Raw genomic sequence first — 12,345 nt, 5'->3', positions numbered from 1 at the left:
CTATTATGAGTATATTTAATTAGAATTATGTAAAGGAGAAGGAGACTTTAAAATGAATGACGATAAGCTTTTACTACAATCCTATAATCAACTTTGGAATAATCGAACGCTACCTATAGATACACAAGCACCACTTACGGTACTTCTTGATGCGATTACAAGAGAACTATTAGATGAAAATAGTCATCCAAGAGTGAGAAAGGCAAAAGAAGTGAAATTTTTCTTCGCGATTAAAAGAATTTCTGCTTCAGCTTTACCATCGGAGGTAAAGTTACAATTAATTAATCTACATATTCAGGTTTTAACTCAACTGCGCGAATAATAGTATCCATAATATGGGATAAATACACTCGGATTTAGTTAAATTGCTGTTTTATCTGACACTTTAATGTAATAATTGTTATAGAACAATAGGCTCAAAAAACTTGTCAATCCTAATTTACTGGTAGTTAATTACTGCTAAAGAAGGGTTTTTCCAATATTAGAAATGTAAGCAATATATACTAGTACTCTCGTAATCCTTTATTTAAAAGGGATTAGTGATAGATAGCTAGTTTTTTTATTTTCAGAAAATAGAAGTCTCTTTAATTTTCCAAAATCCTCCGTAAATGTGACAAAAGATAGATGATATGATGATTGTGCACCAAGAAAACAACAAACTTTTCAAGGAGGAATTCAACCTTATGAAAAAGAAAATGATTATTTCAACAGCAACAGCATTAACATTATTAGCAGCACCATTTGCAGGTAGCGCGGACGCTGCAGGCAATGAGAAAATAGATTGCCAAACAAAGGTTTATACCTATAAATATAATGGGAATTCTGAAGAAATGAATAAGTGGGTTCAGGATATTCTATCAAAATATCAAACCCAATTACAGGGGAATGGACAAGCTCCTCAACAAGAAAAACAAGCACCGGTAAAGGATCAAGCGCCAAAAGCTGAAGCACCGGCACCTAAGCAAGAAGCGCCAAAAGCTGAAGCACCAGCACCGGCACCTAAGCAAGAAGCACCAAAAGCTGAGGCTCCGGCACCAGCTCCAGCAAAAGAGCAACCTAAAACAGAACAACCTGCAAAAGCAGAATCACAAAATAGTCAATTAAGTCAATTCGAACAACAAGTAGTAGAATTAACAAACCAAGAACGTGCAAAGCAAGGCTTACCTGCTTTAAAGGTAGATACTGAATTAAGTAAAGTAGCACGTGAAAAATCTAAAGATATGCAAGCTAAGAACTATTTCTCTCATACGAGCCCAACTTACGGTTCACCATTTGATATGATGAAGCAATTTGGAATTGAGTATAGTTCTGCTGGAGAAAATATTGCAATGGGACAACGTTCACCAGAAGAAGTTGTCAATGCATGGATGAACTCTGATGGACACCGTAAAAATATCATGAGCTCTAACTTTACACATATTGGTGTAGGATATGTGGAGAATGGTAACTACTGGACTCAAATGTTTATCGGAAAATAATAGTTTGATAGTGAGAGCTCCTTCTCAGAAGGGGCTCTTTATTATATTTAAATTTTAATTAATAATATTTTATTTTTAGATTATGTAATGAACATTAAAAAATACATAGTGCCTTAAATTTCTTTCATAATTCACTTTACATGACTAGTCAATTCAATTTTATGAGTATTTTTCCAATTTATTGTCATGTGAAATGGAAATAATTAAATAAAATTGATTCAACAATCGTATTAAATCCAATTTTAAGGAAAATTATTTGCATTATTGTTAAGGACTTTTTACTATAAAGATAAGAATGTTGTCTTTGGAGAGGATACGAGTGCCAAGTAGAACAGTATTAATTACAGGTGGAGCTAAAGGGATCGGAAAGAAAACAGCAGAAATGTTTGCACGAAAAGGATTTAATTTAGTCATTAACTACCGGAACAGTCAGAAAGAAGCAGAAAAATTTGTGAAATCCTTACACTCACTTTATAAAATCGAATGTGTTACTGTTCAAGGAGATATTTCTTCACCAGAGGACTGTGAAAATATTGTAAAAGAATCTGTTAAATCCTTTCAATCAATAGATATACTCATACATAATGCAGGTCCATATGTGAAAGAGAGGAAATCATTTGATCAATATTCATTAGAAGAATGGCAGTACATGGTGAACGGAAACTTGAACAGTGTTTTTTACTTAACAAAGTTGATCATTCCATATATGAGAAGCAAAAAGTGGGGGAGAATTATTACGGTAGGATATGACCGTGTTGATCAAGCCCCTGGCTGGGTCTATCGTTCCGCATTTGCCGCAGCAAAAACAGGAGTTGCCTCACTAACAAGGACAATTAGTATTGAGGAAGCGAAAAATGGCATTACCGCTAATATGGTATGTCCAGGTGATATTGTAGGAGAGTGGAAAGAAGAAACGATAGAAAAAGCACATAACCATCAAGATGAACAGACTCCAATTGGCCGCCCGGGAACTGGAGAAGACGTAGCAAGAACGATCGGTTTTCTATGCTCGGAAGACTCTGATTTCATCACAGGCAGTATTATTCCTGTAACGGGAGGAAAAGATGTATTGGGGAAGGTATTTCATCACATGGATGAGGGATAGTTGACAAAGGGCAGCCGTATGGGGCTGCCCTTAATAAGAAATAAAAATCTTGAAAACATTATTGTTAGAAAAGGATCTTCTAATCCTATTCCTTAAATAAAAGGAGAGAATACTGCTTCAACTTATCTTATCTGCAATGTCTCTGCTTTTTCTTTGAATTTGGATTAATCGTACTGATAATGTTATAGCCCCTGCAGTTAAACCAGTTGTTAAACCAATCCAATACCCATAAGGTCCAAAATCAGTATAGTTCGCTAAGATATATCCAAAGGGTAGCCCTATAACCCAATAAGAAATGAGGGCCATAATAAAAGTGACATTCACATCTTTATAGCCTCGTAATGCACCTTGTACAGGAGCTTGGATAGCATCAGATAGCTGAAAGAAAACTGCATATAAAAGGAAATGAGAAATCAGGGAAATGACTTCAGGATCATCAGTATAAATGGATGACACCGGTTCTTTAAACACCATTAAACCTACCCCATAAGCTAGAGCCAATCCAATTGCTGTCAAGATTCCCATTAGACTATATATTTTTGCATCTTCAATTCTTTTAGCCCCGACTTCAAAACCAACTACAATCGTTAGAGCCATTGAGATACTTAAAGGAATCATATACAAAAAAGAAGCAAAATTAATGGCTGCTTGATGGGCAGCTATTATAGCAGTGCTATAATTACTCATAAATAATGTAACTGCCGAGAAGATGCTTACTTCAAAAAAAATAGACAGTCCGATTGGTACCCCAATAGCAAAAATTTCTTTCCATTTTGAAAAAGAAATGGGGTGAAGCTTTCGAAAAATGTAATACTTTGCGAATGGTCGATTCTGATGAACGACCCAGGCAGCAATAAAAGAGATTATCCAATAAGTTATAGCAGACGCATATCCAGAACCAACTCCTCCAAGCTCGGGAAAGACCCATTCACCAAAAATTAAAACATAATTAAAAAATACATTAATGGGAAGTGACAATAACGTAATCACCATTGAAACTCTCGTCATCCCTAATGCATCGATAAATGAACGGAGAACATTATAGATAAATAAAGGAATCATTCCAAAGGAAAGGGCGACCAGATATTCCCTCGCAATATACCTAACGCGATTCTCAATATTCATTCCGTTTAATATAGGATCTAAAGCGAATGCTCCAATGATTAAAATCAATACAGCTAGAAAAATCCCAGCATATATTCCTTGTACAACTGAAAATGGAACCTCTTTTTCCCGATTTCCACCAATTAGCTGAGCAACAATCGGAGTGATAGCGAGTAATATTCCGCTTAAACCAGTAAAAACAGGCACCCAAAGGGAGGATCCAATGGCCACCCCTGCAAGATCTGTTGATGAATACTTACCTGACATTACCGTGTCAAAAAAGGTCATCGAAAACATCCCAAGCTGTGTCACTAAAATTGGAACTAAAATAATTGAAAATTGTTTCATTTTTTCTGTCATCGAATTTGTTTGTCTCATAGAACGATCTCCTTGCTGGTTGAACAATGAGAGAATTATATCACATTCATCCTTAAAAAAGGTGAATGAACTCTGTTTCTAAAATTGAAATTAAATTCAATCCAATTATACGTTGCAAACTATGAATTAATAAGAGCAAATAGAATATAATTAGAAGAAACTTTGTTATGGAGATTAGATATAAACAATTTGTTGTGTATGCCATTTTTGGCCGAAAGAGCATTTAAAATCTTCTAAAATTAGATAAAAACATAGGTGAAACATCCTGATCTGAAATTTCCTCTATTTAAAATGAAAAATCAGTGTATAATGGGAAAGGAATCTTTACAGATAGGAGATTTATCATGAAGAAACATATATTATTTACTGGTGGAGGTTCGGCAGGACATGTAACCGTTAATACTGCGCTCATCCCTTACTTTCAAAAAAATGGCTGGAAAACCTTTTATATAGGATCTAAAAATGGAATTGAACAAGAAATTATCACCGAGCAATTTCCAGATATTCCATACCATGGAATATCTAGTGGGAAATTAAGAAGATATTTTTCAGTGAAAAACTTTTCCGATCCATTTAGAGTATTAAAAGGATTAATGGAATCCTTAAAAATTATCCGAAAAACAAAACCGGATATCATTTTTTCGAAGGGAGGATTCGTTTCTGTTCCTGTTGTAATGGCAGCAAAAATGAAAGGAATCCCTGTTGCGATCCATGAATCTGATGTCACCCCTGGGCTTGCAAATAAATTAGCTATTCCTTTTGCAACAAAGATCTTTACAACATTTCCTGAGGCTCTCCAACATACTCCTGAAGAAAAATCAATATGTGCAGGAGCGATTATCCGCGAAGAGCTTTTCAATGGGAATCCGGCGGCTGGAAGAAAAATAACAGGATTTCATAATCTTAAACCTGTATTAATGATTATGGGTGGTAGTCTAGGTTCACGGAAAATCAATGACGCAGTCAGACAAAACCTTGATCATCTACTTGAACGCTATCAAGTCATTCACCTTTGTGGAAAAGGCAATCTTGATTCCTCCCTCCAAAGGGACGGATACCTTCAATACGAATATGTTTCAAGTGAATTAACAGATTTTCTAGCTATAACGGATATGGTGATTTCTCGAGCTGGCTCAAATTCAATTTTTGAATTCCTTGCCCTTAAGAAACCAATGCTACTGATCCCTCTCTCTAGAGAAGCGAGTAGAGGAGATCAAATTTTAAACGCCAATTCTTTTGTTAAACAAGGATTTGCACTCAAGCTTGAAGAAGAGGAATTATCCCCACAATCATTTCTTCTAAAATTAGAGGAATTAGAAAATAACCAAACACAAATTAAAACAGCGATGGAAAGTGGACTTGATGCCTATACAATCGATGACATGTATCAAGTATTATCTAAGATGTCCCTTTCGTAATTCATCATAACTATCCTTTTTGTTTCATATGTTTATTGAAATGAGAAGGAAGGAGACATAGCACATGGCTTATCCGTACTCAAAAGGTTGGTTTATTAAGGAATTAAAGAATGCGGGCATTACTCATCATCCTGTTGAAAAACGAAAGCTTGAAAATTATAAAACTCATATCATTCGAAGCTTATGGATGGAGAAAGTAAAAAACCAACAGAGTTAATCCTTAAATATGACTTGCACCACATCTTAATGATTGAATGAGGGTGTAAGCTTTTGGGTGGAATCAAAATTTCATAATAAAAAGGAACTGACATTTAAAGGTTATAGCCTAATAGTGGCTGTGAAATCTAAAAATGGGGTCAGTTCCTTTGTATATTTATGCTTCCAAAGCTTGTTCTTCTTCCTGGGGAGATTGATATAAGTGCCATGTATATAAATCTTTAGGGATTTCATACAAATTATAAATATCTCCATTTGCATTTAATTTTTCATAAATGGCTGGTCTTGTCTCGTTCGCTTTTATAACATACGGAAGTTTTTCTGCAGCTTTTTGAGAACGAACATTCTCTTTGCGAATCCTCATAAAGATCGTTTCCATATCTAATTCATAAAATAACTCATGAAAAAATGCATCTTTTGCGGGCTTGTTGTAGCCTTTTCCATGAAATGGTTTTCCTATCCAAGTTCCTAGAAAGCCAGATTTATTTTCGATATCAAATAAATTGATAGTTCCAATAGGATTTCCCCATTCGTCCAAAATCGTTCTAGAAATTAATTCTCCCTGTTCTTCTGCCTCAATCGTTTGTTTAGTCAGGAAAAGAAATTCTTCATAAGAATAGGCTTTTTGACGTACAAAAGGGAAGACATCAGGGTGCACCATTTGATCGTATAGAGTGTGACACTCTTGTAGATCGCGTTTCTTGATCATATGAAACCCTCCTTGAGGGCAGTCTCGTAGCGTTCGGTTCTACCCTCGAAATTTTTTAAAGTTGCATAAAAAATTTCGGGGTGGGAATCGAACCCACTAAGACCAGTCAAGAAACTGGTGGCGCACCATTTGCCTTCCCTCCATTACATAGCCAGATATATAATAATTAACGGCGTTTTGTAGTATATAATGGGATTTATATTTTACCCTCGTATCATACAAGAAAAATGACAAAAAGAAAATAGGTAAAATGTAAATTTTTCTTGAAAAAAATCTCCATTTTTCTACATGTTTTGATAAACGACCTTTCCGTTAATTATCGTAAGCTTTGGCTTGGCCATAAAATGAAACGGGTGATGATCCCAAAGAACTAAATCTGCATCTTTTCCCACTTCAATACTCCCTAAACGATGGTCTAGGCCAAGGTTTCTCGCAGGGTGAATCGTTACCCCTGCTAATGCTTTTGCCTCTGATAAACCTTCGCGAACAGAGATGGCTGCAACAATATTTAAGTATTGAATTGGTGTGTATGGGTGATCGGTTGTGATCGATACCTCGACACCATTTTTCGTTAGTTCCTGATAAGTGACCCAGCTTTTATTCTTTAATTCTACTTTTGAGCGTCTAGTAAAAGTAGGTCCAACGGTTACTTTAAGGTCAAGGTCTTTTAATTGATCAGCAATTAAGTGACCTTCTGTACAGTGCTCAATTCGTAAGTCTAAATTGAATTCTTTTGCGAAACGAACAGCAGATAAGATATCATCTGCCCGATGAGCATGAATTCTAACTGGAATTTCACGTTTCAAAGCTTTTACTAGTGGAGCAACCCGGAGTTCATCTGGGTTATCACAGTATTGCGCTTTAAAAAAAGCCTCTCTAAGCATCCCCATTATTCCCATTCGAGTAATAGAATCCTTGTTACCAGCACTATGCATTCGTTTTGGATTTTCACCTAGAGCAAGTTTAAGACCAGATGTTTCTTTTACAAGCATAGAAGCAATATTTTTTCCATGAGTTTTGATCACAGCGGTTGTCCCGCCAATAACATTGGCACTACCTGGCATAACATTGACAGTAGTTACCCCTAATTTGAGTGCATCCTGAAATCCAGGATCAAGAGGGTACACTCCATCAAAGGCTCTAACATGAGGAGTCATAGGTTCGATGGATTCATTCGCATCATTTCCAGCCCACCCTGTTCCTTCATCATATAACCCGAGATGTGTATGTGCATCAATAAAACCAGGTAATAAAATCTTCCCTTGGCAATCGATGATTTTTGCCCCTAGAGGAACTTCCTCTAAGTAAGTGGTCACTTTTTGAATTTGTCCATTATGGATCCATACTTGTCCATTAGAAATAACGGAAGAAGTAACGGGATAAATTGTGGCATTGATTAATATAAGAGTGTTCATTTGGGTTCCTTTCTTATCTAACGGTTTAATTGTTATTTTTTAAACAAATCATTATAAAAAAAGAAGATCACTATTAGAACACATAGATAAAAATCAAGTCATTGACTCTTTGTCCGGTTTTTAAAGAGATGATATAAAAGGTAGGTTAAAGTGACCCCTGATGCCATTAATGCAATAGGTTTAATATACTTTATGCCGACACTTTCAATTTGGTTCCAATGTGTTCCTAATTCCATACCGACTAATAGAAAAAGAATGGTCCAAGGAATCATGGCAGCAATGCTATAAATAAGAAAGAGTGAGAATTTCATTTTACAAACTCCAGCAGGTATGGAAATGGCATGGCGCACAATCGGAATGAATCTAGCAGTAAAAATGACGACATTTCCATACTTTTCGAACCATTTTTCAGACGATTGCAGATGTTTTTCATGAATAAAAAAGTATTTACCCCATTTTTCAAAAAATGGTCTTCCACCATAAATCCCTAACCAATAGAGAAATAATTGTGCCAATGTTCCACCTAAGACTCCAGCTATAAGTGCAGATACAAACCCAATTTTTTTAGTGGAAATTAGAAACCCACCATATGCTAATACAATTTCACTCGGTATGATTTCAATCATTAAACCGATGGCAATTCCAAAAATACCTAGATCGGATAATGCTTGGAGAATTTCTAGTAGAAAATCATGACTCATGTAAAGCTCTCCCTTCTAAAAGGTACCTGTCCATTGCAAAACCAAAATGATAATCCCTAATGCCCATACATAATAAGAAAATATCTTTAAAGTATGTTTTTTTAAGAAATTGACCATTGTCACGATGGCAAAATATCCAAAAATGGCAGCTGACGCTGTTCCAATCAAAAGGCTAGTGAAGCTGATTGCTTCCGTACTACCTGTAAATAATTCTTTGCTTTGTAAAACAATTCCACCTAAAATAGCCGGGGTGGACAAAAGAAAGGAAAAATAGGCAGCGGTTTGACGATCAAGCTTTCTTATTAAGCCAGCTGCTATCGTTAATCCAGATCGTGATAATGCAGGGAAAATGGCAGCGGCTTGAAAGCTTCCGATTACAAAAGCATCCTTATAGGTTATTTCGTCAAGCTTTTTAAAGCCATCTTTTACACCATCAGCCCAATACATAATCGCGCCAGTAACAAGAAACTCCCAGCCAATGGTTGTTCCAGATTTCGATATGGTATCAAAAAAATCTTCGAATAATAGCCCTATTATAACGGCGGGAATGGTTCCAATGATTAATACAAAAGATAGCTTGCTAAATGGATGTCTAATCATGTAAAATAGCTCTTTCTGATAAACAACAAAAATAGCCAGCAATGTACCGATGTGGAGCATCGTATCAAGAAATAGTCCAGCATCGTCTAAACCAAATATATGTCTGCCGAGATAGAGATGTCCTGTACTTGAAATTGGGAGAAATTCTGTAAGTCCTTGAATGATCCCTAATATAAAGGCTTCGATTTTCGATAACATGTTTTACAACCCCTTTTAAGACAATCCTTCCTTACACATATATTCAAAATTTTATAGAGAAGAACGGATATTTTAAGGGGAAATCAATGATATTTAAACAAAATATTAGGGGCATATATGAAACTTTTTGTGAGTATCGTCGTATATATAGTAAGAAAAGATGAAAGGAGACAACCAGAATGCCAACAAAAGATGAAAGACTCCTAGCGGCCGTTATCTATATCATTAGTTTCTTTACTGTGTTTATTGGTCCGATTATAATTTGGTTAGTTAAGAAAGACGATTCAGAGTTTATCGATTACCACGGGAAAGAATACTTGAACTTTTTAATCTCCTATTTTGTATATGGGACAGTATGTTGGATATTAACTATCGTTCTTATTGGGTTTGTCCTACTTCCAGTAGTAGGAATCCTTGTATTCATTTTCACAATCCTTGGAGCCATCAAAGCATACGAAGGCGAACACTACCGAATCCCAACCATATTTCGTCTAATCAAATAACAACGCTTTAACACTTTACTACAATGAGGGACGGTTCTCGATCGCGTTAACGCATTAACGCGATCGAGAACCGTCCCTTTTTTGAAATTTTTTGCTAGAATAGAAATAATAGGAGGGGGTTTATATGGTAAGAGTTGATAATAAAGAAAGATTGCTGAAGTTGATGCAGATACTTAAAGAAGAAACGGATGAAGAAAATGAATTAACATTAGATGATATTATTGATAAATTCCAGAATATTTATGGGTCTGATTTAAAATTAAACAAAAATTCACTTAAGGATGATATTGAACATTTAATAGAATCCCATTTTGATATTACAATTAACCAAGAAAAAGACGGACTCCCGAAATATTATAGTCATCAGTATCGACTATTTGAGCTTTACGAACTGCGAATGCTTATTGATGCGGTCGTATCCGCTCGTTTTATAACAAAAGAAGAAACTAAAGGTCTCATTAGGAAAATTAAACAATTAACAAGTGTCCACCAAGCTAAACAACTCCAAAATGAAATTTTAATAGATTCCTCTGTAAAAAGTGAGAGTCATCTTGTTCGGTTAGCCATTCATGATTTACACCAAGCGATTTCAGATCGGAAAATTGTCACTTTCCAATACGGACGTTATGATATGAACAAGCAGTTTCAATTAAGCCATGATGGTGAACTTTACAGGGTAAAACCATTGGCACTTACATGGGCAAACGATTTTTATTATTTACTTGCCTACTTTTATCAAGAGAATGAAATACGACATTATCGAATTGACCGATTAAGAAGTGTTCAGATTACCGAAGAATCGTTCCCTTTTGAGGCATTTGATGTAAATAAATATGTTCATTCTACTTTTCATATGTTTGCTGGATCAGAGCAGTGGATAAAAATTCGCTTTAAAAATCATTTAATCAACCCGATCATTGATAAGTTTGGAAAGCAGGTTGAAATTAGAAAAGATAACGAATCTCACTTCGTTGTAACAACTAAAGCCAGGATCAGTGATGGGTTAGTAAGCTGGATACTTAATTGGGGAAGTCAGGCAGAGGTTCTATCTCCTTCGACACTTGTAAATCAAGTCAAGCAAGAAATTAATAAAATGAAAGATATTTACAAATAAAGAGGAGTGGCCGATTGTCTGCCCTCCTTTTTTCAGAAGTGATTACAGGAAAAAGGAAGTTTTCAATTGAATACAAGTTAATCATAAAATATAAAAAGTGCATCTTCCTATTGATAGGAGGACTTATTTAGGTAATGGAGAATATTGTATAAAATTGAAGGTGGAAGTCGAAGATGTACTGCTTAACTGAAAAAGTGAAAGAATTAATTACTAATGCTGAGATGATTGCTGTAAATCAGGATCTACATGTTATTACTCCTTTGGATCTGTTTTTAGGAGCTGCCTATGTAAAAAAGGGAACCCTTCTTGAAATGTATATTCTAATCGAAAATCAGCTCGGAAAATTAATAGACTACCGTAAGAAACAACATCTGAAAGCCAATGATTATCTTACCCACAAAGATTTTTCAATCCCTATGACTGGAGAAACAGAAAAAATTTGGAAGCGCTCATTAGAAATTATGTCAAAATACAGACAAATCTATTTATTTGAATGAAGGGCATATCATAAAAGCGATTTATGAAAGTGAAAAAAATTCATGGATGAAACGACTTCCAACTGAGAAAATATTAGCTTCCATAACAACAGCAAGAAATCTGTCTGTTGAATTAACCAAATTTGACAGTAGCTTTTCTATAAAATCACCCACTTTAATTAGAAGAGCAACTGAAGAAGATAAGCATCTTCTATTATCTTTTATAAAAGAAAACTTCGGTAATGGGTGGTTGGAGACGATAGAGAATGCTTTTATACAAGCAAAAATCCCGTTATTTCTTGCAGAAGAAAAGGGAGAGATCATAGGAGTCTCGAGTTATGATGTATATTTACATAAAAAAGGTTTGTATGGACCAATGGGTGTCTTAGAAAAATCTAGAAATAATAATGTAGGTAAGGGACTTCTGTACACTGCCTTAAAGGATATGAAGGATCGTGGTTACTATTATGCAATCCTTGGTGAAGAAGGGCCAATTGAATATTATGAAAAAGTCTGTAATGCAAAACTAATTACATACATTTAAGGAGAAGTGATGGGACGAAATCGTGCAGGAATCATTCTAGTAGAAAATAAGAAAATGGCTCTAATAAAAAGAATAAAGAAAAATCAGACTTATTATGTTTTACCAGGCGGGGGGTTAGAGAAGGAGGGATCGTATAAAGAAGCCGCTATTCGTGAAGCAAAAGAAGAATTAGGAATAGTTGTTGAGATTGATGGTTCGGTACGTGAGGATTCGGGTACCCATTGCTATTTTTATGTGAGAAAATATAGTGGTAAGTTTGCAACAGGGAAAGGAGAGGAATTCAGTAATCTCAGTCGTGGAGAATACTTTCCTTGTTGGGTAGACGTACATCAACTAGAACATATCATTATGTATCCATGAATAAATGGTTTAATAAGTTAAATTAG

General features: G+C 35.3%; 15 protein-coding genes. 10 read left to right on the top strand and 5 right to left on the bottom strand.

Going from position 1 to position 12,345, the window contains the following annotated elements:
• The first annotated feature begins 52 nt into the window (after nucleotides 1–52).
• From JOC86_RS03580 to JOC86_RS03570, 3 genes are all read left to right on the top strand, one after another.
• The gene (locus tag JOC86_RS03580; protein ID WP_205168392.1) at nucleotides 53–322 is read left to right on the top strand and encodes a hypothetical protein; all 270 of its coding nucleotides are present in this window, start codon (nucleotides 53–55) and stop codon (nucleotides 320–322) included.
• A 361-nt stretch (nucleotides 323–683) separates the two neighbouring features.
• Nucleotides 684–1,478 (top strand): CAP domain-containing protein, encoded by a 795-nt coding sequence (locus JOC86_RS03575; protein ID WP_205168391.1) that lies wholly within the window; start codon nucleotides 684–686, stop codon nucleotides 1,476–1,478.
• Nucleotides 1,479–1,797: 319 nt separating this feature from the next.
• Nucleotides 1,798–2,583: an SDR family oxidoreductase gene (locus JOC86_RS03570; protein WP_205168390.1), complete on the top strand. Its 786-nt coding sequence runs from the start codon at nucleotides 1,798–1,800 to the stop codon at nucleotides 2,581–2,583.
• Between the two features lie 117 nt (nucleotides 2,584–2,700).
• Here the strand turns inward: JOC86_RS03570 and JOC86_RS03565 are convergent, their stop codons facing one another.
• A complete protein-coding gene (locus JOC86_RS03565; protein ID WP_205168389.1) occupies nucleotides 2,701–4,065 on the bottom strand; it encodes an MATE family efflux transporter in 1,365 nt (454 codons plus the stop codon).
• 344 nt (nucleotides 4,066–4,409) lie between these two features.
• Between JOC86_RS03565 and JOC86_RS03560 the strand changes: the two genes are divergently transcribed.
• Nucleotides 4,410–5,483 (top strand): undecaprenyldiphospho-muramoylpentapeptide beta-N-acetylglucosaminyltransferase, encoded by a 1,074-nt coding sequence (locus JOC86_RS03560; protein WP_205168388.1) that lies wholly within the window; start codon nucleotides 4,410–4,412, stop codon nucleotides 5,481–5,483.
• A 64-nt stretch (nucleotides 5,484–5,547) separates the two neighbouring features.
• On the top strand, nucleotides 5,548–5,700 hold the full coding sequence (locus JOC86_RS03555; protein WP_205168387.1) for a DUF2639 domain-containing protein: 153 nt from the start codon (nucleotides 5,548–5,550) through the stop codon (nucleotides 5,698–5,700).
• A 156-nt stretch (nucleotides 5,701–5,856) separates the two neighbouring features.
• On the opposite strand, the gene JOC86_RS03550 is transcribed toward JOC86_RS03555, so the two are convergent.
• From JOC86_RS03550 to JOC86_RS03535, 4 genes are all read right to left on the bottom strand, one after another.
• On the bottom strand, nucleotides 5,857–6,408 hold the full coding sequence (locus JOC86_RS03550) for a GNAT family N-acetyltransferase (RefSeq protein WP_205168386.1): 552 nt from the start codon (nucleotides 6,406–6,408) through the stop codon (nucleotides 5,857–5,859).
• Nucleotides 6,409–6,692: 284 nt separating this feature from the next.
• A complete protein-coding gene (locus JOC86_RS03545; protein ID WP_205168385.1) occupies nucleotides 6,693–7,823 on the bottom strand; it encodes an amidohydrolase in 1,131 nt (376 codons plus the stop codon).
• 98 nt (nucleotides 7,824–7,921) lie between these two features.
• Nucleotides 7,922–8,524 carry an undecaprenyl phosphate transporter UptA gene (gene uptA / locus JOC86_RS03540; RefSeq protein WP_205168384.1) on the bottom strand — a complete coding sequence of 201 codons (603 nt, stop codon included), beginning with the start codon at nucleotides 8,522–8,524 and terminating at the stop codon, nucleotides 7,922–7,924.
• Nucleotides 8,525–8,539: 15 nt separating this feature from the next.
• Nucleotides 8,540–9,322: an undecaprenyl-diphosphate phosphatase gene (locus JOC86_RS03535; protein WP_205168383.1), complete on the bottom strand. Its 783-nt coding sequence runs from the start codon at nucleotides 9,320–9,322 to the stop codon at nucleotides 8,540–8,542.
• 179 nt (nucleotides 9,323–9,501) lie between these two features.
• Here JOC86_RS03535 and JOC86_RS03530 point away from each other — a divergent pair, with 179 nt between their 5' ends.
• The 5 genes from JOC86_RS03530 (at nucleotide 9,502) to JOC86_RS03510 (ending at nucleotide 12,319) form a co-directional block, all read left to right on the top strand.
• Complete coding sequence (locus JOC86_RS03530; RefSeq protein WP_205168382.1) at nucleotides 9,502–9,825, top strand: DUF4870 domain-containing protein; 324 nt, start codon at nucleotides 9,502–9,504, stop codon at nucleotides 9,823–9,825.
• Nucleotides 9,826–9,949: 124 nt separating this feature from the next.
• A complete protein-coding gene (locus JOC86_RS03525; RefSeq protein WP_205168381.1) occupies nucleotides 9,950–10,939 on the top strand; it encodes a helix-turn-helix transcriptional regulator in 990 nt (329 codons plus the stop codon).
• A 173-nt stretch (nucleotides 10,940–11,112) separates the two neighbouring features.
• Nucleotides 11,113–11,436, top strand: coding sequence for a hypothetical protein (locus tag JOC86_RS03520; RefSeq protein ID WP_205168380.1), 324 nt, complete (start codon nucleotides 11,113–11,115; stop codon nucleotides 11,434–11,436).
• On the top strand, nucleotides 11,429–11,959 hold the full coding sequence (locus tag JOC86_RS03515) for a GNAT family N-acetyltransferase (protein ID WP_205168379.1): 531 nt from the start codon (nucleotides 11,429–11,431) through the stop codon (nucleotides 11,957–11,959). The genes JOC86_RS03520 and JOC86_RS03515 overlap by 8 nt, the downstream gene beginning before the upstream one ends.
• A gap of 9 nt (nucleotides 11,960–11,968) precedes the next feature.
• Nucleotides 11,969–12,319, top strand: a complete 351-nt coding sequence (locus JOC86_RS03510) for an NUDIX domain-containing protein (RefSeq protein WP_205168378.1) — start codon at nucleotides 11,969–11,971, stop codon at nucleotides 12,317–12,319.
• The last annotated feature ends 26 nt before the right edge of the window (nucleotides 12,320–12,345 follow it).

The sequence above is a fragment of the Rossellomorea pakistanensis genome, assembly GCF_016908495.1.
Taxonomy (GTDB): Bacteria; Bacillota; Bacilli; order Bacillales; family Bacillaceae_B; genus Rossellomorea; species Rossellomorea pakistanensis.
Note: the sequence above shows the minus strand (reverse complement) of the source record. Positions and strands in the feature narration are given on the sequence as shown.

Coding starts and splice junctions, on each gene's coding strand:
- JOC86_RS03545 (WP_205168385.1), bottom strand. CDS start 7,823: ATGAACACTCTTATATTAATCAATGCCACAATTTATCCCGTTACTTCT.
- uptA (WP_205168384.1), bottom strand. CDS start 8,524: ATGAGTCATGATTTTCTACTAGAAATTCTCCAAGCATTATCCGATCTA.
- JOC86_RS03565 (WP_205168389.1), bottom strand. CDS start 4,065: ATGAGACAAACAAATTCGATGACAGAAAAAATGAAACAATTTTCAATT.
- JOC86_RS03575 (WP_205168391.1), top strand. CDS start 684: ATGAAAAAGAAAATGATTATTTCAACAGCAACAGCATTAACATTATTA.
- JOC86_RS03520 (WP_205168380.1), top strand. CDS start 11,113: ATGTACTGCTTAACTGAAAAAGTGAAAGAATTAATTACTAATGCTGAG.
- JOC86_RS03525 (WP_205168381.1), top strand. CDS start 9,950: ATGGTAAGAGTTGATAATAAAGAAAGATTGCTGAAGTTGATGCAGATA.
- JOC86_RS03580 (WP_205168392.1), top strand. CDS start 53: ATGAATGACGATAAGCTTTTACTACAATCCTATAATCAACTTTGGAAT.
- JOC86_RS03510 (WP_205168378.1), top strand. CDS start 11,969: ATGGGACGAAATCGTGCAGGAATCATTCTAGTAGAAAATAAGAAAATG.
- JOC86_RS03560 (WP_205168388.1), top strand. CDS start 4,410: ATGAAGAAACATATATTATTTACTGGTGGAGGTTCGGCAGGACATGTA.
- JOC86_RS03530 (WP_205168382.1), top strand. CDS start 9,502: ATGCCAACAAAAGATGAAAGACTCCTAGCGGCCGTTATCTATATCATT.
- JOC86_RS03555 (WP_205168387.1), top strand. CDS start 5,548: ATGGCTTATCCGTACTCAAAAGGTTGGTTTATTAAGGAATTAAAGAAT.
- JOC86_RS03535 (WP_205168383.1), bottom strand. CDS start 9,322: ATGTTATCGAAAATCGAAGCCTTTATATTAGGGATCATTCAAGGACTT.
- JOC86_RS03550 (WP_205168386.1), bottom strand. CDS start 6,408: ATGATCAAGAAACGCGATCTACAAGAGTGTCACACTCTATACGATCAA.